Below are 20,592 nucleotides of genomic sequence, written 5' to 3' on the forward strand. Positions count from 1 at the left end.
GTTCAATGGAACGGCGGACGGAGACCCAGGCTCTCCCACGGGCTTGGTGTCCCAAAGGTGCAACGGTCTTCCATCCGCCACCGCAACAGGCAGTACTACGCCAATAGCGGGTAAAGGGAAGTTACAAGGTGCCGGCAGGCGGATGAGGGGCAGGCACCGGCAATCTCCTTAGCCTTGCGGGTCCTTTGCCGGCGCCGGCTTGCGGTTCAGATTGCGCCGGATCATGCCGAGATTTGCTCCGCCGATCAGGAAGGCGGCGGCGAAATAGACCAGCATGGCAATCGCAATCAGCAGCCCGAGGGTGCCGACCTTGGTCAGAAGCGGCGCGCCGGAGGCAAGCGAGGGCGCAAAGTGCTGCTTGAGGAAGACGATCGCCGCACCCATCACGGCTGCGGCGACGATCAGCAGGACGGTGCGTTTTGCCAGCGCCCATTCCCATGTCAGATGGCCGCGGCGCAGAAGCGTGGTGAACAGCAGCACGGTGCTGATCCAGCCGGCGGTGGCTTCGGCAACGGCGATGCCGGGCGCGCCCATATAGGGAAAGAGGGTCAGCGCCGTGGCGCAGTTGGTGGCCACCGCGATTGCCGAAAAGCGCATCGGCGTCTTGGTGTCCTCGCGCGCATAGAAGCCGGGCTGCAGCGCCTTGATCAGCACGAAGGCCGGCAGGCCGATGCCGTAGATCGCCAGGATCGAGCCGACGACGGCGGTGTTTTCCTGATGGAAGGCGCCGCGCTCGTAGAGCACGCGGATGATCTCGTCGGAGAGGATCCACAGCGCGAAGGCGGCGGGGATCGTCAAAAACAGCACGAATTCGATCGAGCGGTTCTGCAGGTTTCCGGCTTCGCGCAGATTGCCGCCCTTCAGCGCCCGGGCAAGTTCCGGCAGCAGCACCACGCCGACGGCAACGCCGACGACGCCGAGCGGCAGCTGGTAGATCCGGTCGGCATATTGCAGCGCTGCAATCGCGCCCTCGCGAGAGGAGGCGATCGCCTGGCCGATCAGCTGGTTGATCTGGGTGATGCCGCCGGTCACTGCAGCCGGCACCGCCAGGATCAGCAGCCGCTTGACGTTCGGGGTCATCTTCGGGAAGCGGAAGCCGATGCTCATGCCGGCCGCAAGCACGCCGACATAGACGACGGCGAGCTGCAGGACGCCGGCGGCAAGAACGCCAAAGGAGAGATACCAGGCCGTCGTCAGCGGATCGGCACCGGTATGGAGCGCATAAAACAGCGCCCCGATCATCACCACGTTGAGGAAGACCGGCGCGATGGCCGCGGCGAAGAAATGGTGCAGCGAATTCAGCATGCCGCTCATCATCGCCGTCAGCGACATGCACATCAGATAGGGAAACATCACCGCCGCCATGCGGATGGTGATCGAGAATTTGTCGGGATCGTCGGCAAAGCCCGGTGCAATGACGAAGCGCACCAGGAGCGGCATGGCAAGCTCCATCACGATGGTGATGAGCAGCAGCACCGAAAACAGCACGCCGAAGACTTCTTCCGAAAAGCGCTTGGCGCCATCGGTGCCGTTCGCCTCGATCTCCTTGGCAAAAAGTGGCACGAAGGCGGCGTTGAAGGCGCCTTCGGCAAACAGCCGGCGAAACAGGTTCGGAAAGCGGAAGGCGGCATAAAAGACGTCGGCCATCGGCCCGGTGCCGAGTGCGGCGGCCATCAGCGTTTCGCGGGCGAAGCCGAAGATGCGGCTGCCGAGGGTGGCGCCGCCGACGGTTGCGAATTTCTTGACGAGGCTCATTCGTGGGGGCTCATGCTTGGTCGCTCATGCGGGGGAATCGGCTTTCTTTTCGGCTGAGGGCAATGTCCGGGCGGTGGCAGCCGGCGCGATGATGCCGGAAGGCATGCGCTCACGCAGCTCGTCTTCCTCCTCGGCCATGACGGCCTTCATTCGGGCGGTGATGTTGGCGCGCTTGCTGTCGCCGGAGATCTTCTGGCCGACCAGATCGGTGACGTAGAAAGTGTCGATCACCTTCTCGCCGAAGGTGGTGATGCGGGCCGACTGGATGTCGAGCGACAGGTCGGAGAGCACGGCGGTGATTTCCGACAGCAGCCCCGGCCGGTCGAGGCATTCGACCTCGATGACCGTGAACTTGTTCGACAGGCTGTTGGTGATGTTGACCGACGGCGGAATGACGAAGGCCTTGTTCTTCTTGCGGTGGCGCGCGCGCGTGGCGATCACCTCGGGCAGCCGCTTGCGGCCGGACAGCACGTCCTCGATCATCCGTCCGATCGTCGCGGCCCGGCGCAGCTCGTCGGCATCGTCGGCAAATTCGCGGCTGACATGGATGGTGTCGAGCGCCCGCCCGTCCGACGTCGTGAAGATCTGCGCGTCGACGATGTTGGCTCCGGCCGCAGCACACGCCCCGGCGATGACGGCGAGCAGGCGCGGATGGTCGGGCGACAGCACGGTGATCTCGGTGATCGCATGGAAACTGTCGGTGCGCACCGTGGTGGCCAGCGCCTGGCCGGATTTGTCGGCCTGGCGGATGAAGTGGGCGTGGCGGATCTGGTCTTCCAGCGGCACGGAGAGCAGATAGGGCTGGTAGTGCAGCTTGGTATAGGTATTGCGGTCCTTCTGGCTCCAGTCGGCGAGTGCCGAATGCAGCGCCTCGGCGGCGGCACCGGCACGCTCCTTGCGGGAGACCTCCGAAAAACCGCCGGCCAGCAGCAGCTCGGTTTCGTAGTAGAGCGTGCGCAGCAACTGGCCCTTCCAACCGTTCCAGACGCCCGGACCGACGGCGCGGATATCGCAGATCGTCAGGATCAACAGCATCTTCAACCGGTCGAGCGACTGTACGCGGTCGGCAAAATCGGTAATCGTCTTGCGATCGGTGAGGTCGCGGGTCTGCGCCACCATCGACATGGTCAGATGTTCCTCGATCAGCCAGACGACGATTTCCGTCTGCTTCTGCGACAGACCGAAGCGGCTGCAGAGCTTGCGGGCGACGCGGGCGCCGGCGATCGAATGATCCTCCTGGCGGCCCTTGGCGATGTCGTGCAGCAGAACGGCGACATAAAGCGCCTCGCGATCCTCGATGCCTGAGAACAGCTTGTTGGCGAGCGGATGCAGATCCTCGGAGCGTCCCTGGTCGATCTCGGAGAGAACGTCGACGGTGCGGATCAGATGTTCGTCCACCGTATAGTGGTGATACATGTTGAACTGCATCATCGCGACGATCTTGCCGAATTCGGGAATGAAGCGGCCGAGCACGCCGGCCTCGTTCATCCGCCGCAGGATGAGCGCCGGATCGCGCTTCGACGTCAGGATCGACATGAACAGGCGGTTCGCCTCGTCGTTTTCCCGCAGATTATTATCGATCAGCGCCAGCGAACGGGTGACACGTTTCAGCGCGTCCGGGTGGAATTCCAGCCCGTTGATGTCGGCGACGTGGAAGAGCCGGAGGATGCTGACCGGATCGCGCTTGAAGACCTCAGCGTCGGCAAGCGCGATGCGGCCGCGGTCCTCGACGAATTCGACGCTGCCGGCGATCTTGCGATTGCGATGGGTGAAGCGGCTAATGACGCCGGTGAGGCCCGGGATCGACTTCGCCTGCTGGTCTTCGAGCGCGGCGCAGAGGATGCGGGTGAGGTCGCCGACATCCTTGGCGACGAGGAAATAGTGCTTCATGAAGCGCTCGACCGCCGAAAGGCCCGGGCGGGTGTGATAGCCGAAGGCTTCGGCGATCTCGCGCTGGATGTCGAACGACAGACGCTCCTCGGCCTTGCCGGTCAGGAAGTGCATATGGCAGCGCACCGCCCAGAGAAAATCGTCGGCTTTCTCAAGCAGACGGTATTCGTGCTTCGACAGCACGCCGAGCTTGACCAGCTCCGCCTGGTCGCGCACGTGATAATAATATTTCGAGATCCAGAACAGCGTGTGCAGGTCGCGAAGCCCGCCCTTGCCTTCCTTGACGTTCGGTTCGACGAGATAGCGCGTATCACCCGCCTTGCGGTGGCGCTCGTCGCGCTCGGCAAGCTTGGCAGCGATGAATTCCGGGCCGGTACCAGTGACGATTTCCTTGTCGAAGCGGGTCTCGAGTTCGGTTTCCAGCCGTTGCAGGCCGCAGATGTAGCGCATCTCCAGGATGGCGGTGCGGATCGTCATGTCGGACTTGGAAAGCGCGATGCATTCCTCCACCGTGCGGGTGGCGTGGCCGACCTTGAAGCCCATGTCCCAGAGCACGTAGAGCATGAATTCGACCGCCTTGTGCGTCTCTTCCGCCGGCCTCGGCGGGAAGAGGAAAAGCAGGTCGATATCGGAGCCGGGCGCCAGCGTGTCGCGACCGTAGCCGCCGACGGCGGTGACCGCGAACTTGTCCTTCTGCTGTGGAAAGATATGGGCGGTGGCGAAATTGTAGAGGACAGTGATGATCTGATCCTGCAGCCAGGAAATCCGGTAGGCGCAATTCAGCCCGCCGCCATCGGCCATCAGTGCGGCCCGCGCCTTCTGCCGGCCTTCGGTGCTTGCCTTTTTCAATACGGCGAGAAGATCGGCGCGCAGCACGTCGGGTCGGTTGCGGTTGGCCTCGCCAACGGCGTCGCACTGCTTCTGCAAGAATTCGACGTCAAGGATATGAGAAAAATCAAGCTCGCGCATCGCTTTCGCCGGGGTGGTTTCCTGTTCATGCCGGACGGCCTGATCCTGGCTCGCCTCGTGTTTCGTCTGCATGCGCTATAATCCCTTTATCAGGCGATTGACACGCGCCCTCATACTGCAAGAACCTTTAAATTTGGCGAAATGGTGTTGGTAAGCCGCGCGACAGCCTGACACCACGTTGGGTCAGGAGATTGCCGAAACCAGCCCCTCATCCGCCTGCCGGCAGCTTCTCCCCGTAAACGGGGCGAAGGGAGATAGCCGCGCCCTCTCCGTTTCTCGCCTGTCTCTCGCAGGGCACGTCCACTCGCCCCGTTTACGGGGAGAGGGTTAGGGTGAGGGGCAGTCACAGGCGCAAGCTGAACAGCAGTGGCGCAACAGCTGGCGTTTCCCCGAACGCTCAAAGGGCGGCCCGCGCATTCAGCAAATGCAGCACCTGCCGTGTCTCTCTCATGATCTCCTCAAGCGACTGCCGGTCGCATTCGCGATAACCTGCCTTGGCGATCGACGTTCCGAGCTCCGAGATCATAGCGCAACAGCGGGTAATTTTCAGCATGCCGATCGGCGACGTCCAGCCGCGCGCATTGCGATCGGCATCGGCGCGCCGCATCGTATCGAGCATCGAGCAGATGAGCGAGAGGCGCTCCGTTTCGCGAATCAGCTTTTCCATGAACATCGCGTACCGCTGCCCTATTTCAGTTTCTTCTTGAGGTCGTAAAGTGCATCCATTGCCTCGCGCGGCGTCATGTCGTCAAGGCTCATCGCCTTCAGCGCCTCCTCGACCTTGGACGGTCCGCGAGCCGTGTCTTCGCGGCGCACCGCCACCTGGAAGAGCGGCAGGTCGTCGATCAGCTGGCTCGCGGGGTTCTTGCGGTCGGCATCCTCCAGACGGGTCAGCACATCGCGGGCTCGTGTCACGACTGAAGCCGGAAGCCCGGCAAGGCGGGCGACCTGGATGCCGTAGGAGCGGTCTGCCGCACCCGGACCGACCTCATGCAGGAAAATGACGTCGCCGTCCCATTCCTTGACCCGCATCGTGGCGTTCGACAGCCGGCCGAGCTTTTCCGAAAGCACGGTCAGCTCATGGAAATGCGTGGCGAAGAGGCCGCGGCAGCGGTTGGCTTCATGCAGGTGCTCGACGGAGGCCCAGGCGATCGACAGGCCGTCGAAGGTGGCGGTGCCGCGGCCGATCTCGTCGAGGATGACCAGCGAACGGTCGCTCGCCTGGTTGAGGATCGCAGCTGTTTCGACCATCTCGACCATGAAGGTGGAGCGCCCGCGGGCCAGGTCGTCGGAGGCGCCGACGCGCGAGAAAAGTCGGTCGACGATGCCGATATGGGCTGATGTTGCCGGTACGAAGCAGCCCATCTGCGCCAGGATGGCGATCAGCGCGTTCTGCCGCAGGAAGGTCGACTTGCCGCCCATGTTCGGCCCGGTCAACAGCCAGATCGCGCCGTCCCTGTCGCCGGTCTTCGGCGAGAGATCGCAATTGTTGGCGACAAAGGGCCCGCCCGCCTGCCGCCGCAGCGCCTGCTCGACGACCGGATGGCGCCCGCCTTCGATGGCAAACATCTTTGAGCCGTCGACCTGTGGGCGGCAATAGGCCTGCTCTTCGGCGAGAAGCGCCAGTCCTGCGGCAACATCGATGACGGCAAGCGCCCGGGCGCCGGATTTGATCGCCTCGGCTTCCGCAACCACGGCCGCCGTCATCTTCTCGAAGGCGGCGAACTCGATCGTCAGCGCCCGGTCGGCGGCGTTGGCGATGCGGCTTTCGAGATCGGCAAGTTCGGTGGTGGTGAAGCGCATCGCGCTCGCCATCGTCTGGCGGTGGATGAAGCGGGCCTTGGCTTCAGCCGTCTCGGTCATCGGCGAGGCATTGCCGGCGGTGACCTCGATGAAATAGCCGAGGATGTTGTTGTGCTTGATCTTCAGCGACCGGATGCCGGTCTCCTCGGCATATTGCAATTGCAGGCCGGCGATCACCCGCCGCGACTGGTCGCGCAGTGCCCGCACTTCGTCGAGCTCGGCGCTGGCGCCGTCGCGCAGGAACCCGCCGTCGCGTTTCAACAGCGGCAGTTCGTCGGCGAGTGTCTCGGCCAGCAGGGTTTCGAGCGTTGCGGGTAGGGCTTGCAGCGCGGACAGCGCCTGGCCGAGTTCTTCAGGCAACATCGCGCTGGCGCGCATGGCCGCAACTTCGCTCGCCGCTTGAAGTCCCTGGCGGATCGCCGCGAGATCGCGCGGACCGCCGCGGTCGAGCGCCAGCCGCGACAGCGCCCGCGGCATGTCCGGCACATGTTTCAGCGTGTCGCGCAGATTGCCGCAGAGCAGAGGCTCGTCGATCAGGAAGCCGATCGAGTCGAGTCGAGCATTGATGCGGACGGGGTCGGTCAGCGGCGACATCAATCGCTCGGCAAGAAGCCGCGCCCCGCCGCCGGTGACGGTGCGGTCGATCGCTTTCAGGAGCGAGCCGTTGCGGTCGCCAGACAGCGTCCGGGCAAGTTCCAGATTGGCGCGGGTGGCGGGGTCGATGAACAGCGTCGAAGCCGCACTTTCCCGCTCCGGCTTTCCAAGCGGCGGCCGCTCGGCGATCTGCGTCTTCTCGACATAAGCGACGGCGGCGGCCGCTGCCGCCACCTCGGCGCGCGAGAAGGTGCCGAAGCCGTCGAGCGTCGCGACGCCGAAATAACGCGCGATCCGGCCTTCGGCGCTGGCGCTGTCGAAGAGCACGGAAGGCTGGGGCACCGCGGTGCGGCCGAGCACATCGAAGACCGGCTTCAGTTCCGGATCGTGGAAGATCGTGTCGGGCAGGATGAGCTCGCGCGGATCGATGCGCAGGATATCGGCAAGCAGCCGCGAGGCTTCGGTCTCGGCCAGTCGGAAGACGCCTGTGGAAATATCGATCCAGGCTAGCGCCAGCAAGGGTTCTGCCCCGCTGCGAATGCGGGTCAGCGCCATCAGATAGTTGGATTCCGAGGGCGAAAGCAGCTTTTCCTCGGTGATCGTGCCTGGCGTGACCAAGCGGACGACATCGCGCTTGACGACGGATTTGCCGCCGCGTTTTTTCGCTTCGGCCGGATCCTCGATCTGCTCGCAGACGGCGACGCGGAAACCGAGTGAAATCAGCTTCTGCAGATAATCGTCGGCCGCATGCACCGGAACGCCGCACATCGGGATGTCCTGGCCCATGTGTTGGCCTCGCTTCGTCAGCGTGATGCCGAGCGCGCGTGAGGCTTCCAGCGCATCTTCGAAGAACAGCTCGTAGAAATCACCCATGCGATAAAAGAGCAGCGAACCCGGATTGTTCGCCTTGATCTCGATATATTGCTCCATCATCGGCGTCGCCGAGGCACGGCTTTCCGCCGTGGCAAGCTCGGCAGCCGAAAAGGCTTCATTCCCTGTGTCGATGCGTGCGTTCACGGAGGTGCGGGTTTTCCCAAAAAAACAGGTGCCAACCCTATCCGCGCGCCGCTATAGATGACAACAGCATTTGAGGAAGAGCAAAGCGTCGCCCACAAGACGTTGGAGGATTTATGCCCGATATCGATAAGAAGGACCGGCCGGCGACATCAGTTACCGACCAGGAGGCGCTTGAATTTCACGCCATGGGCCGCCCAGGGAAACTGGAAGTCGTCCCGACCAAGCCGATGGCAACGCAGCGCGACCTCTCGCTTGCCTATTCGCCGGGTGTTGCCGTGCCGGTCAAGGCGATCGCCGCCGACCCGCAGACGGCTTATGATTACACGGCGCGGGGCAACATGGTCGCGGTCATTTCCAACGGCACGGCGATCCTCGGTCTCGGCAATCTCGGTGCGCTGGCTTCCAAGCCGGTCATGGAAGGCAAGGCGGTGCTGTTCAAGCGCTTCGCCGACGTCGATTCCATCGACCTCGAGATCGATACGGAAAATGTCGACGAGTTCATCAATTGCGTGCGTTTCCTCGGCCCCTCCTTCGGCGGCATCAACCTCGAGGATATCAAGGCGCCGGACTGCTTCGTCATCGAAAGCCGGCTGCGCGAGCTGATGGATATTCCCGTCTTCCATGACGACCAGCACGGAACGGCAATCATCGCCGCCGCCGGCCTGATCAACGCGCTGGAGCTGACCGGCCGCGACCTGAAGACGACGAAGCTCGTCTGCAATGGTGCCGGTGCTGCGGCGATCGCCTGTATCGAGCTCATCAAGGCGATGGGCTTTGCGCCTGAGAACATCATCCTCTGCGACACCAAGGGCGTCATCTACCAGGGTCGCACCGAAGGCATGAACCAGTGGAAATCGGCGCATGCGGCAAAGACCGACACGCGCACGCTTGAAGAGGCGATGGAGGGCGCCGACGTGGTTTTCGGGCTGTCGCAGAAGGGTGCGTTTTCGGCCGAAATGATCCGCTCGATGGCCGAGCGGCCGATCATCTTCGCCATGGCCAATCCCGATCCCGAGATCACCCCGGAAGAGGTGGCCCGCATCCGCGATGACGCCATCATGGCGACCGGCCGTTCGGACTATCCGAACCAGGTCAACAACGTCCTCGGTTTTCCCTATATTTTCCGCGGCGCTCTCGATGTCCGTGCCTCCACAATCAACGACGCGATGAAGATCGCCGCCGTCAAGGCGCTGGCAAACCTCGCCCGTGAGGATGTGCCCGATGACGTGGTGGCCGCCTATCAGGGCAACCGGCCGCGTTTCGGGTCGCAATACATCATCCCCGTTCCCTTCGATCCGCGGCTGATCTCGGCGATCCCGGTCGCGGTCGCTGAAGCGGCGATCGAAAGCGGCGTCGCCCGCAAGGTCATCACCGATATGGCCGGTTACGCCCGCGAGCTTTCGGCACGCCGCGATCCGATCGCCTCGACCTTGGCACGGCTCTACGAGCGTGTGCGCCGGCATCCGAAGCGGATCGTCTTTGCCGAGGCCGAGGAGGAACAGGTCCTGCGAGCCGCGATGTCCTATGCCAACCAGCAGCTCGGCACCGCTATCCTGCTCGGCCGCGAGGATCTGATCCGGGCAACGGCGGAACGCGCCGGCATCGATCTCAACCGGCCGGGCCTCGAGATCGTCAATGCCCGTATTTCGACCCGGGTCGAGGCCTATATCGACTATCTCTATGCCAGGCTGCAGCGGCAGGGTTACCTCTACCGCGACGCCCAGCGGCTGATCCACAACGACCGCAACCATTTCGCCGCCACCATGGTAGCGCTCGGCGACGCCGACGGCATGGTGACCGGCATCACCCGCAACTATTCGACGGCGCTCGAAGATGTGCGCCGCTGCATCGACAAGAAGCCCGGCCACCGCATCATCGGCGTATCGCTGGCGCTTTGCCGCGGCCGCACGGTCTTCGTGGCCGATACCGCCGTACACGACATGCCGACAGCCGAGGAGCTTGCCGATATCGCCGAAGAGGCTGCGGGTCTGGCGCGGCGCATGGGCTATCCGCCGCGTGTCGCCCTGCTGGCCTATTCCACCTTCGGCCATCCCTCCGGCGAACGCTCGGAGCGGGTGCGCGAGGCGGTGAAAATCCTCGACAAGCGTCGCGTCGATTTCGAATATGACGGCGAGATGGCCGCCGACGTCGCTCTGAACCGCAAGGTGATGGAGCAATATCCGTTCTGCCGCCTGTCCGGTCCTGCCAACGTGCTGGTCATGCCGGCTTTCCACTCGGCCTCGATCTCGACCAAGATGCTGCAGGAGCTCGGCGGCTCCACGGTGATCGGCCCGATCCTCGTCGGCGTCGACAAGCCGGTGCAGATCACCTCGATGGGCGCCAAGGACAGCGACATCGTCAACATGGCGGCGATCGCCGCTTATGGCGCGGGTTCGTAACTTTCTCCCGCATAGGGACGGAATTCAGTGCTTGGCCGACAGCGCGTCGGGCAGGTACTTGCGCGGCTATAGAATGGCGGCGAGAGCGGCATCTTCTGCATGGCGCGGATAAGATAAAGCCCCTTCCGCCCGCTTAAAGGCGAGGATCATGTTGAGAACAAACTTGTCGTTTCGGCCGTCGTGGTCGCCAGCCTATTCGCTTACACGAAATTGATGGCCAAGGTCGGCTCCGGCTCGCCGCCTCCAGATGCGCCGTTGGAGCAGCGCGGGCTGACCTCATTCGCGTTTATAAATCCGAACGTCGCATGGTCCTTCTCAGAGGCGATGCGCCCATCTCGACATACTGGGTTTCTCTGGGGTCATCTGCCGATGCGGGTCCAAAGCAACGAGAAGGTGACGAGAAAACACCAGAAGGGCGTTACGAAATCGACTGGCGAAATCCAGACTCCATGGCGCATCTCAGTCTGCACATTTCCTATCCAAACCCGGATGATCGGCACAACGCCGAAGCCGGTGGCTTTCCGCCTGGCGGCAATATCATGATCCGCGGGCTTCCCAATGGTTGGGGCCTGCTCGGATATATCATCGACTGTGGGATGCGTTTAGCTCGCGAAACGGCCGGCGTCGGCGCCATAATAATTCAGGTAGCGGTCGGAAATGCTGGAGATCGGCAGCACGATCAGCACGTCGGTCGTGTTGAAGGCATGATCGACCACGGCGCTGGAGCCGACCATCGCACCAAGGCGCATATAACCCTTGATCAGCGGCGGCAGCGCCATCAGCGCCCGCTTCGGGTTGACCGCCTCGACCGGCATCAGGTCCATGTTGCGGGCGAGATGCGGCAGTGCGCTGACGGCCCATTCGTTCTTCGCCAGCACATTGTGGTAGAGGAAAGACAGCGCCAGCGCATGGCTTTCCAGATAGACGCCGGGGAACGAGGCGCAGCCGAACATGGCGCTGACGCCGTGCTTCAGCGCATAGGCCCAGTTGCCCTGCCACAGGAGTTCGACGGTGCGCTTGGTGCGGTATTCCGGCAGCACGCAGGAACGGCCAAGCTCCATGAAGCGCTTGTCCGAATGTTTGGCAATGAGGTCGTCGATCTCGAATTCGGAAGCCGAGTAAAAACCGCCATTGGAGAGGGCGACATCCTGGCGCAGCAGCCGGTAGGTGCCGACGATCTGGTCTTCCGGATCACCCTCGATCGTGCGGTCGAGAACGAGAAGATGGTCGCAGAAGGCGTCATAGGCATCGACATCCCGCTGGCGGCGCATGGCGTCAAGCGGCAGTTGTGCCTTCATTTCGTCGACGAAGACGCGGTAGCGCACGGCCTGGGCGGCATCGATTTCGCGCGCCGTGCGGGCGAGGCGGGTTTCCAGATTACCGATGCGGCCGAGGATATCGCCGTCCTTCTGCGCAGCCGCCGTCGGGGGCGGTGCAGCCTCGGCGGTGGTGTCACGATTCAGGATGTCGATGGCGGACATGACGATTCTCCCGTTGCCGGTTTATCGACGCCATAAAACACTTCTCTGCGACAGGAAAGTGACATATTGGATTTCCCAGCGCAAGACGCATGCTGGCCCCGCGGCACGTTACCGCGCCTCTGCCCGACGGGCGGAAAGTGCGGCGACCGCTTGAACTTCGGTCAGCAACCGAACCGGGTCGACGGGCTTTACCATGACGCGGTTGGCGCCGTTCAACAAGACCTGACGACGCGATTCGTCGCTCTTGTCGGCGGTGAGCACGATCACCGGTACCGGGGCAAGGTCGAGCCGCCTTTCGTGGCCGCGCAGGCGTCCCAGCATGTCGATGCCGTTGCCGCCAGGCATCGACAGGTCGCTGATGATGATATCGGGCCGGGCATTCGCCTCGCAGAGAGCGCAGTCGAGCAGCGCCTCGAAATCCTCGACATGGCGCACATTATGCCCGCCCTTTTCGAGCACGACGCGCACCAGCATGGCATTGATCGGATCGTCCTCGCCAAGCAGGATGTTGAGCCCGCTGGCTGTAACCAGCGTCTCCGCCACCGAAAGGCCGAAGCCCGGCTGATTGTCGTTCAGCGCGTCGCGCTTCTCCATGCCGCGCATGCGCCCGCGCAGCACGTCGATCAGCGACTGTTCGCGCAACGGCCGGATGAGCCAGGCATCGAAGAGGTCGAGCGGATGGGCGCTGCGCTCTTCCGGATTGACGAGCAGGACCTTGCGCAGGCCAAGGGCGGCGATTTCGGCGCGGTCGGCAAGATGGGCGGAAAATTCCGCCGACATGCGATGGTCGATGATGATATCGGTCGGCCGCTTTCCGCCGTTGGCCAAGCCGAGCAGCGCTGCCCGCGCGCTCTCGCCGTCGGCGACGAGATGGCAGAGACCGCCGAGCGTGGTGATCGTCTCGGCGATGGCGGTGCGCGCGGCACCCGCCGGCGCCAACAGCACGACGCTGTTGCCGGCAAGCAGCGTATTTCGCCTGTCGGGGCGCTCGCTGCCGATATCGACAGGGAAGCGGATGGTGAATTCGCTGCCTCTGCCCTTTTCGCTGGCGACCGTGAGCGTGCCGTTGAATTCGCGCATGATGCGGGCGGAGATGGCAAGGCCGAGCCCGGTGCCGCTGCTCCTGTCGGCACCGGTCCCACCTTGCTCGAACTCGCCGAAGACGCGCGCCTGCTCCTCCGCTGTCATGCCGGGACCGCTATCGGTGACGGTGATCGATAGGTCGTCTGCGTCGAGCGTCACGCGAATGAAGACGCCGCCGACCTGGGTGAACTTCACGGCATTGCCGATGACGTTGAACAGAACCTGGCGCAGCCGCGCCGGATCGAAGCTCATATTTTCCGGCACGTCGGATGACACCGTGGCGCCGATCTCGATTCCTTTTTCATGCGCCCGATGGGCGAGCATCTCGACAACGCTTTCCAGAAGCTTGCGCAGCGATTCCGAGCGCGGGTGCAGCGCGAAGCGGCCGACCTCGATGGTGGAGAAATCGAGCAGATCCTCGACGAGCTGGGTCAGCGCGTGGCCGGACTGGCGGATATTGGCGAGATAGTTCTGCTGCTCCTGCGTCAGCCGCGTCTCGGCGAGCAGATGCGTCATGCCGAGGATGCCGGAAAGCGGCGTGCGCACCTCGTGGCTGACGGTCGCAAGCAGCCTCGATTTGGCGGCGCTGTTATATTCGGCCTTCTGGCGGGCCTCTTCGCGGCCCTGCGCGATCAGCCGCTCGTCGGTCACATCACGCGCGACGCTCTGCAGCAGCAGACGGCCGTTTGCCGGGTCGCGGGTGACGACGTCGCGCCAGAGAAAGATGCGCTGGCCGTCCGGCGTCGAGATCTCGACGTCAAAGCAGTGCGGTATCGGGCCGGGGCGGAAGGCAAGCCCGATCTCCTCGCAACTCCGTCCTTCCGGACGCAGCCGCCCGGTCAGGCGGCGAAACGTGTCGTTGGCAGAGATGATGCGCCGGTCCATGCTGCGGCTGACGGTGATGTCGCCGAGTACGTCGTGCACGTCGGCAAACAGCTTTGCGCCATCGTTCCAATCCGGCAGGGATTTGCCGCCGGGCGGGGCTATGCGCCGGCGAACCATCAGGACGGCGTAACTGGCGATGACGGCAAGGCCGAGAACGACAAGACCGCCCGAAAGCAGCAGCGGATCGCCGGCATGGGCAAGCAGCGTCAGGATCATCGCGGTAAGAAGGCCGGCGCCACCAAGCCAGTAGACCAGCAGGCGCCGTGTCGTTGCCGGCCCCATTTCGTTGTCATCGGCTGCCTCAGGCGCCGACGCGGCCGGTCGCAAGGAGGAGGCCCCCATCCGCTCTTCATGCGGCTTGGCGGCGGGTCCGCCGAAGGCGGCGGACAATCTTTCCTGCAACTGTCCCAGACTCTGCATGCTATTTTGATAACATGAGGCCTCTTCCGAATGCCTTCAGGAATTCGATAAGATTTTAGCGGCCGGCCTTTTTCGGCAGCAGCAGCTCGTCGAGAATGACGCAGCCGGCCCCGATGGTGATGAAGCTGTCGGCGAGATTGAACACCGCGAAGGACCAGCTTTCGGTGTGGAAAAGAATGTAATCGATCACATGGCCATAGGCGAAGCGGTCGACGAGATTGCCGATCGCGCCGGCGATGATCAGCGCATAACCGAGATGGGCGAGCCAGCGGTCCTTCGCCGTGCGGTTCCACAGCCAGATGACGAAGGCGACGATGATGAGCCGCATGCCGACGATGAACCAGCCGTCCATGCCCGACAGCATCGAAAAGGCGACGCCGAGATTGTAGGTGCGGTAGAGCGCCAGCATCGGAATAACGGGCACGGCCTCCTGCAGCGGCAGGTAATGATCGACGGCGATCTTGACGGCCTGGTCGATAAGAACGGCGACGACGATGAAGAAGAGGATCGGCGCCGGGCGCGAAAACAGCGCGGGGCGGGCATACGTCTGTTCGGTCATTTGCCCTCGGCAAGTGAGAGGAGATGGCGGCGGGCTTCGAAAAGCATGACGGCAGTGGCGACTGCAAGGTTCAAGGAATCGGCGCGGCCCTGCTGCGGAATGCGGGCAAGCGCGTCGGCCTCCCTGGCCAGCTGGTCCGGCAGGCCGGATTGCTCGTTGCCCATCAACAGCACGACGGGCTTTTTCCGGTAGTCGATCGTGCGGTAATCGACCGCGCCGGCAAGATGCGTCGCGACCACGGAAACGCCGGCCGATTTCCGCCAGGCGATGAATTCCTCCGGCGTTGCGCGTGCGACCGGAACGGCGAAGACCGAGCCCATGGTGGCCCGCACCGTTTCGAGCGAGAAGGGATCGGTCGTCTCTCCGATCAGAATGACGCCGGAAGCGCCGGCTGCATCCGCCGTGCGGATGATGGTGCCGAGATTGCCGGGGTCGCGCACCCGGTCGAGCGCCACCCAGGTCTCGCCCTCCCTCGGCCGGATACCCTTAAGCGGCGCCCAGCGTTGCTCGAAGATGCCGACCACCATCTGCGGATTGTCGCGGCGAGTGATCGAGGCAATCACCTTTTCGTTGACTTCGAGCACCAGCCCGCCCGAGGCGACGGTCCTCGCCGCCATCTGCTCGACCAGCGGCTTGCCCTTGGCCGCCTTGGCATAAACCAGGGTGCGGATCGTCCAGCCGAGTTCGATCGCATCGATGACGAGCTTTAGTCCTTCGGCCAGGAAAGTCCCGCTTTCCTCCCGCGACTTCTTGTTCGTCAGCGCTTTGATGTCCTTGATGATGGGATTGGCAAGCGAGGTGACTTCCTTCACCTGTCCGACCCTGCGCGGTCCCTGATCGTGGAAGTCCTTGCTCATTTCGGCACCCAGCGGGAAAAGAGGGAAGTGGAAAGCGCGCGGCCCTGTGTCTTGCCGTCGAGGCCCGCTTCGCGGATGACCAGTTCGCCGGATTCGACCACCCCGCCGGCGCCCCGCATCGTCTCGCGCATCAGTTCGTGGATCGAATAGAAGCTGGCGCGGATCGAATAGGCCGTCAGTACCAGACCCACCGCCTTCGGCGACAGGATCTCGCGGCAGACATCGAGCATCAATGGCAGGTGTTCGAATAGATGCCAGACTTCGCCGTTCGGGCCGCGGCCGAATTTCGGTGGATCGGTGAGAATGATGTCGTATTGGCTGCCGCGACGTTCCTCACGCAGGATGAATTTCATCGCATCCTCGCAGATCCAGCGGATCGGCAGCTTCTCCATGCGCCCGAGCGCCTGGTTCTCGCGCGCCCAGCCGATTGCCTTTTTCGACGCGTCGACATGGGTGACCTCGGCGCCGGCTGCGGCGGCAACCAGCGAGGCGACGCCGGTATAGCCGAAAAGATTCAGCACCTTCAGCGGCCGGCCGGCCTTTTCGACCTGGTCCTTCATCCAGCTCCAGTGCACGATCTGCTCGGGGAAGACACCGACATGGCGGAAGGATGTGAAGCGGCCGAGGAAATCGACGCCGAGCAGATTGAGTGGCCAGGCCTCGCCCAACGCCTCCTTGGGGAAGCGCCAGCGGCCGGTGCCTTCCTCGTCGGTATCGCCGGTGAAGACGGCATCGACCTTTTCCCAGACATGCGGCGGCAGCGATGGCCGCCATAGCGCTTGGGCCTCCGGGCGGATGATACGGTAGGGGCCGTATTGCTCGAGCTTTTCGCCGTTGCCACTGTCGATCAGGTGGAAGTCGCCGGCCCCGAGCGATTCGAGGATGACGGGCACGCGCTCGGTCGGACGCTCGCCGCTGCGGGTCATCAGCGGACGCTCGATAGCGGCAGGCACAGCCGCCTCGCGCACCGTCTCGCGGCTGGCCGCAGGCTGCGCGACCGGCTTCGGCGGCCGGCTGGCCCGATCGTCCCTGCGGCTTTCACCAGAAGAACCTGAGGTCTTCTTCTGGCCTGGCCGGCGTTCTCTCTGTTTCAACGTGCTCTTCCGCGTCTCTGTCGGGGGTATCACAATGGGTCTGCGTCCTTCACAGCGCCCTTTGAAGTATGCAGTAGCCCAGAAAACCGTGCCGGATCAACTGCGCGCCGGCATGGCAGTAATTTCCAAGCCTTCGGACGACTGCCTGCGAAGCCAGCTTTCCACCGCATAGAGGGCTGCGACATGCATCGACTGCATGATGAGCGCGCCGGATTGCAGGTCGCCAAGGATGGCGGCAAGATCCGCAAACAGCAGCTCGACCTTCTCGCCGGGGTCGAAACGCGGTTCGCCGACCCTGCTGAGGCCGAGCGCCAGCCAGCTCGTCACCGCGTTGCTGTGGCTTGCGGCATTCGGATAGGAGGTCAGCAGCTTGACGAAGGTCGAGGCTTCATAGCCGGTCTCTTCCCGCAGTTCGCGCCTGGCTGCCGCCAACGCCGCATCGCCGATCTCGCTGTCCGCCGGTTCGACGCCGCCGGCAACGAGGCCGTGGAGGATCTCGCCGCGCCCGTGCCGATATTCCCGGGTCAGCAGCACACGCCGTCGGGCATGACAGGCACGACGTTGATCCAGTCGGGATAGTCGAGCACATGGAAGGGCGCGATGACGGTCCCATCGGCGGTGACGCAATCGTCGCTACGGACCCGAATCCAGCGGTCCTCATAGGCGATGCGGCTTGCCGTAACGCTCCAGGGCTTCAATTCGTCACTCATCGCCAATTCCTTGCTCCGCAACGAGCGAGATAACATTCCTCCCCGCCTTGGCAAAAGGCTTTTCCACTGGGATAAGGTGGACGAATCGGAGATGGGGCTATCGAATGGACTTCACCGGCGAAGAACGCATCGCCGCGCCGCGGGACGTCGTCTGGGCAGCGCTCAACGATCTTGAAATCATGCGCGGTTGCATTCCAGGCTGCCAGGGCATCGAGCGGCTGTCGCCAGATGCCTTCGAGGCGACGATCAAGGTCAAATTCAGCCTGTTGTCGGCCACCTTCCATGGGGTGTTGACGCTTTCCAATGTCGATGCGCCGAAGAGCTACACGCTGTCGGCCGAGGGCAAGGGCGGTCTTGCCGGCTTCGCCAAAGGCAGTGCCGATATCGTGCTCGAGCAAAGCGGCGCCGAGACCATCCTGCATTATCGGGCAAAAGCCGAACTCGGCGGCAGGCTCGCCCAGCTCGGCGCACGCCTGCTCGATTCGACCTCGCAGAAGCTCGCCGAACGGTTCTTTTCGGATATCAATGCCGCCGTCATCGCGAAGATGGCGGCCGGCTGATCGCGCGCTTTGGGCTTGGCGGGGATAGGGGCTTGGGTTAAATCGACGTCATGACGTGGACAATCAGGCCGCCGCGCGCGGAAGACCAGGAAATGCTCGCGGAGATTTATCTTTCCGTGCGTCGCCAAACATTCGTCTGGGTCGACCCCGGCAAGTTCTACCGTGAGGATTTTGCCGCCCATACCAATGGCGAGACGGTCTTCGTCTGCGAGCATGAAAACGGCAGTGTAGCCGGCTTCCTGTCGCTCTGGCCGGCCGATGATTTCATTCACATGCTCTATATCAGCCCGGACTTCCAGGGCTTTGGTGCCGGTACGTCGCTGCTGCAGGCGCTGCCCGAATGGCCGCAACACCGGTACCGGCTGAAATGCCTGGTGAAGAACGGCAGAGCGAAAGCGTTCTACCTCGCCCACGGTTTCCAGGTGACCGGCAACGGCACCTCGCCGGAGGGCGACTACGAGGAACTGAGCTTTTTTCCGGATTGACCGACCGCCGAAGCGTCCCCGGCATTGAGCCTGTTACCGCGACGGCAGCTGCCCGGCGATTTCCTCGGCGCGGTTCTTGTGGCGGTCGGCTTCACCCTGCCAGCGGATGGCTTCCTTGGCTTCGGTGCGGGCGCGCTTGCGGTGTTTGCCCTGGCTGAACCAGGTGGCGGCTGAACCGATCAGCATGCCTGTGATCAGGGCAATGAACAGGAAGACGAAGAAGGGCGCAGAAATTGCAAGCACCTGATCGTCAGGCCGGAACGGGTTGAAGGCGAGCGTAGCGCTCTGCCGGTTGGCGACGCAAAAGATAATGAGGATGACGCCGAGCGGCAGCAGAATCAACAGGTTGACGATCTTCTTGGCCATTTGAGGTCCCCACATGCCGGATTGCGCCGGTCTTTCCTGGCGCGTTTCAAGCCTTTTATCAACACATCGGCCCCGAAAATCGATTCCGATTTTCGGGGCCGATATGCAAGCAGAATAGGAAAACGGCCTTCGAGTTCAAGTGCGGATTCGCCGCAGGCGGCTGAGACTCAATCCTCTTCGTCGGCCTGGCCGGGATTGAGCCGCTCGCGCAGCTCCTTGCCGGTCTTGAAGAAGGGAACCCACTTCTCCTCGACGAAGACGGTATCGCCGGTGCGCGGGTTGCGTCCGGAGCGGGAAGGGCGGTTCTTCACCGAAAACGCGCCAAAGCCGCGCAATTCGACGCGGTTGCCAGCAGCCAGTGCATCCGTGATCTCGTCGAGAACCGCGTTGACGATATTCTCGACATCGCGATGATAGAGATGCGGGTTGCGTGCCGCAACAATCTGCACCAATTCGGACTTGATCACGTTCGCCCCCTTAAATTATTGATTTCTTATCAATCGTGGCCAACCTGCCAAACTGAAAGCAGCCCGTCAAGAAGCAACTTTGGGGGCAGGATTCCATTGATATCCTGGCCTTTCACGAGATCATCATAACCGAAGATCGTAATCAACCGCGAAACAGCCCCAGCGAGCAGAAAGGGCGTATTGCTCTTCTTGTCCCAGTCCACCATCGGCAGGTCGGCGTCGACGCCGCGCGATTTGAGATAGGCACGGATTTCCGCCTCGCCGCCGATCGTATCGACGAGTTTCACCTTCAGCGCCTGGCGGCCGGTATAGATCGTGCCATCGGCGAGTTTCAGCACCTCGTCGCGCGGCAGCTTGCGCCGGTCGGCGACCAGATCGACGAACCAGTTATAGCTGTCGACCACCATATTGCGGATCATTGCCTTGGCTTCCTCGCTCGCCTCGTGGAAGGGCGAGGGCTCGGCCTTCAGCGGCGAGGACTTGATCTCCTGCAGCGAGACGCCGATCTTGTCGAGCAGCGGCTGGATCTGCGGATACTGGAAGATGACGCCGATCGAGCCGGTGATCGAGCTGTCGCCGGCGATGATCGTGTCGCCGGCAGTGGCGATCATGTAGCCGGCCGAAGCGGCAAGCGTGCGCACGTCGGAGACGACAGGTTTCTTGGCTGATATCGCCCGGATCGCCTTGAAGATTTTTTCGCCGCCATAGGTGGTGCCGCCTGGCGAGGAGATCGAAATCACCACGGCCTTTACCTGGTCGCTGGTCTCGACCTTCTTCAGCCGCTCCAGAAGCTCGTCATCGTCGACGATCAGCCCCGATATCGTCACATGGGCGATATGCGGGCGGCCCGTCTTGGTGTCGCCGACGGTGAAGCTGTAGAAGGCGAAACCAAGCGCCACGACGAGGGCCACCGCGAGCAGGCGCCAGAACCAGAGCTTGCGGCGCAGCCGCCGGCGATCGGCAATCATCGAACTGTCCATAGAAACCTCCAGCGCTGGCACCGGCTTCGGCATGCAGCCGACCAATCCGGTGAAATAGGTGGCAGCGGCGCGTACGAATGCCACTTTTTGATGTTTTTCCGTTTTGTTGCTTGTTGCAGAAAAAATTCCATATTGGCAAGCCAATGTAATAATGCGAAACGAACTGTGATTGGCGGGCCGCCTTTGTTATGAAGGCGCGGCGATCACCGCACATGGAC

Annotated in this window: 15 protein-coding genes and 2 pseudogenes; 4 read left to right on the forward strand and 13 right to left on the reverse strand. The window is 63.0% G+C overall.

The genetic code is table 11. The features are described from left to right. Window positions 1-168: 168 nt before the first annotated feature. The 4 genes from murJ to mutS all read right to left on the reverse strand — a co-directional run bounded on the left by murJ (window position 169) and on the right by mutS (window position 8,028). Window positions 169-1,755 carry a murein biosynthesis integral membrane protein MurJ gene (murJ, locus tag HJB89_RS27665; RefSeq protein WP_207582651.1) on the reverse strand — a complete coding sequence of 529 codons (1,587 nt, stop codon included), beginning with the start codon at window positions 1,753-1,755 and terminating at the stop codon, window positions 169-171. Window positions 1,756-1,779: 24 nt separating this feature from the next. Then, a complete protein-coding gene (locus tag HJB89_RS27670; protein ID WP_207582652.1) occupies window positions 1,780-4,686 on the reverse strand; it encodes a [protein-PII] uridylyltransferase in 2,907 nt (968 codons plus the stop codon). 325 nt (window positions 4,687-5,011) lie between these two features. Further along, window positions 5,012-5,287 carry a hypothetical protein gene (locus tag HJB89_RS27675; RefSeq protein WP_207582653.1) on the reverse strand — a complete coding sequence of 92 codons (276 nt, stop codon included), beginning with the start codon at window positions 5,285-5,287 and terminating at the stop codon, window positions 5,012-5,014. A 14-nt stretch (window positions 5,288-5,301) separates the two neighbouring features. Continuing rightward, window positions 5,302-8,028 (reverse strand): DNA mismatch repair protein MutS, encoded by a 2,727-nt coding sequence (mutS, locus tag HJB89_RS27680; RefSeq protein ID WP_221117809.1) that lies wholly within the window; start codon window positions 8,026-8,028, stop codon window positions 5,302-5,304. Between the two features lie 113 nt (window positions 8,029-8,141). On the opposite strand from mutS, the gene HJB89_RS27685 reads away from it, so the two are divergent. Further along, window positions 8,142-10,427 (forward strand): NADP-dependent malic enzyme, encoded by a 2,286-nt coding sequence (locus HJB89_RS27685; RefSeq protein ID WP_207582655.1) that lies wholly within the window; start codon window positions 8,142-8,144, stop codon window positions 10,425-10,427. Window positions 10,428-10,607: 180 nt separating this feature from the next. Beyond that, window positions 10,608-11,025 (forward strand): annotated as a pseudogene (locus HJB89_RS27690) (murein L,D-transpeptidase family protein); the annotation flags it as partial. Window positions 11,026-11,029: 4 nt separating this feature from the next. Here the strand turns inward: HJB89_RS27690 and HJB89_RS27695 are convergent. From HJB89_RS27695 to HJB89_RS27720, 6 genes and pseudogenes are all read right to left on the reverse strand, one after another. Then, window positions 11,030-11,908 (reverse strand): GNAT family N-acetyltransferase, encoded by an 879-nt coding sequence (locus tag HJB89_RS27695; protein WP_221117808.1) that lies wholly within the window; start codon window positions 11,906-11,908, stop codon window positions 11,030-11,032. 108 nt (window positions 11,909-12,016) lie between these two features. Further along, window positions 12,017-14,296, reverse strand: a complete 2,280-nt coding sequence (locus tag HJB89_RS27700; RefSeq protein WP_207582657.1) for an ATP-binding protein — start codon at window positions 14,294-14,296, stop codon at window positions 12,017-12,019. 55 nt (window positions 14,297-14,351) lie between these two features. After that, the gene (gene lspA / locus HJB89_RS27705; protein ID WP_207582658.1) at window positions 14,352-14,855 is read right to left on the reverse strand and encodes a signal peptidase II; all 504 of its coding nucleotides are present in this window, start codon (window positions 14,853-14,855) and stop codon (window positions 14,352-14,354) included. Continuing rightward, window positions 14,852-15,712 carry an RNA methyltransferase gene (locus HJB89_RS27710; RefSeq protein ID WP_207582659.1) on the reverse strand — a complete coding sequence of 287 codons (861 nt, stop codon included), beginning with the start codon at window positions 15,710-15,712 and terminating at the stop codon, window positions 14,852-14,854. Before HJB89_RS27710 ends, lspA begins: the two co-directional genes overlap by 4 nt. Then, on the reverse strand, window positions 15,709-16,806 hold the full coding sequence (locus HJB89_RS27715) for a class I SAM-dependent methyltransferase (protein ID WP_207582660.1): 1,098 nt from the start codon (window positions 16,804-16,806) through the stop codon (window positions 15,709-15,711). Before HJB89_RS27715 ends, HJB89_RS27710 begins: the two co-directional genes overlap by 4 nt. 96 nt (window positions 16,807-16,902) lie before the next feature. After that, a pseudogene (locus HJB89_RS27720) lies at window positions 16,903-17,552 on the reverse strand (NUDIX hydrolase). A 68-nt stretch (window positions 17,553-17,620) separates the two neighbouring features. On the opposite strand from HJB89_RS27720, the gene HJB89_RS27725 reads away from it, so the two are divergent. Both HJB89_RS27725 and HJB89_RS27730 read left to right on the forward strand, forming a co-directional pair. Next, on the forward strand, window positions 17,621-18,076 hold the full coding sequence (locus HJB89_RS27725) for a carbon monoxide dehydrogenase subunit G (RefSeq protein WP_221150809.1): 456 nt from the start codon (window positions 17,621-17,623) through the stop codon (window positions 18,074-18,076). A gap of 50 nt (window positions 18,077-18,126) precedes the next feature. After that, window positions 18,127-18,561, forward strand: a complete 435-nt coding sequence (locus HJB89_RS27730; protein WP_221117806.1) for a GNAT family N-acetyltransferase — start codon at window positions 18,127-18,129, stop codon at window positions 18,559-18,561. A 33-nt stretch (window positions 18,562-18,594) separates the two neighbouring features. Here the strand turns inward: HJB89_RS27730 and HJB89_RS27735 are convergent, their stop codons facing one another. The 3 genes from HJB89_RS27735 to sppA form a co-directional block, all read right to left on the reverse strand. Next, entirely contained in the window at window positions 18,595-18,927 is a 333-nt protein-coding gene (locus HJB89_RS27735; RefSeq protein WP_164006301.1) for a DUF1049 domain-containing protein, read from the reverse strand. Between the two features lie 167 nt (window positions 18,928-19,094). After that, a complete protein-coding gene (locus HJB89_RS27740) occupies window positions 19,095-19,394 on the reverse strand; it encodes an integration host factor subunit beta (protein ID WP_003544934.1) in 300 nt (99 codons plus the stop codon). A gap of 29 nt (window positions 19,395-19,423) precedes the next feature. Further along, window positions 19,424-20,374 (reverse strand): signal peptide peptidase SppA, encoded by a 951-nt coding sequence (gene sppA / locus HJB89_RS27745; RefSeq protein ID WP_207584241.1) that lies wholly within the window; start codon window positions 20,372-20,374, stop codon window positions 19,424-19,426. Between the last annotated feature and the right edge of the window lie 218 nt (window positions 20,375-20,592).

It is taken from the genome of Rhizobium sp. NZLR8, from assembly GCF_019685025.1.
Classification (GTDB): Bacteria; Pseudomonadota; Alphaproteobacteria; order Rhizobiales; family Rhizobiaceae; genus Rhizobium.

What these genes read in the sequence shown, in the direction of transcription:
- murJ (WP_207582651.1), bottom strand. Translation starts at nt 1,755, where the DNA reads ATGAGCCTCGTCAAGAAATTCGCAACCGTCGGCGGCGCCACCCTCGGC.
- HJB89_RS27670 (WP_207582652.1), bottom strand. Translation starts at nt 4,686, where the DNA reads ATGCAGACGAAACACGAGGCGAGCCAGGATCAGGCCGTCCGGCATGAA.
- HJB89_RS27675 (WP_207582653.1), bottom strand. Translation starts at nt 5,287, where the DNA reads ATGTTCATGGAAAAGCTGATTCGCGAAACGGAGCGCCTCTCGCTCATC.
- HJB89_RS27685 (WP_207582655.1), top strand. Translation starts at nt 8,142, where the DNA reads ATGCCCGATATCGATAAGAAGGACCGGCCGGCGACATCAGTTACCGAC.
- HJB89_RS27695 (WP_221117808.1), bottom strand. Translation starts at nt 11,908, where the DNA reads ATGTCCGCCATCGACATCCTGAATCGTGACACCACCGCCGAGGCTGCA.
- HJB89_RS27700 (WP_207582657.1), bottom strand. Translation starts at nt 14,296, where the DNA reads ATGCAGAGTCTGGGACAGTTGCAGGAAAGATTGTCCGCCGCCTTCGGC.
- lspA (WP_207582658.1), bottom strand. Translation starts at nt 14,855, where the DNA reads ATGACCGAACAGACGTATGCCCGCCCCGCGCTGTTTTCGCGCCCGGCG.
- HJB89_RS27710 (WP_207582659.1), bottom strand. Translation starts at nt 15,712, where the DNA reads ATGAGCAAGGACTTCCACGATCAGGGACCGCGCAGGGTCGGACAGGTG.
- HJB89_RS27725 (WP_221150809.1), top strand. Translation starts at nt 17,621, where the DNA reads ATGGACTTCACCGGCGAAGAACGCATCGCCGCGCCGCGGGACGTCGTC.
- HJB89_RS27730 (WP_221117806.1), top strand. Translation starts at nt 18,127, where the DNA reads ATGACGTGGACAATCAGGCCGCCGCGCGCGGAAGACCAGGAAATGCTC.
- HJB89_RS27735 (WP_164006301.1), bottom strand. Translation starts at nt 18,927, where the DNA reads ATGGCCAAGAAGATCGTCAACCTGTTGATTCTGCTGCCGCTCGGCGTC.
- sppA (WP_207584241.1), bottom strand. Translation starts at nt 20,374, where the DNA reads ATGGACAGTTCGATGATTGCCGATCGCCGGCGGCTGCGCCGCAAGCTC.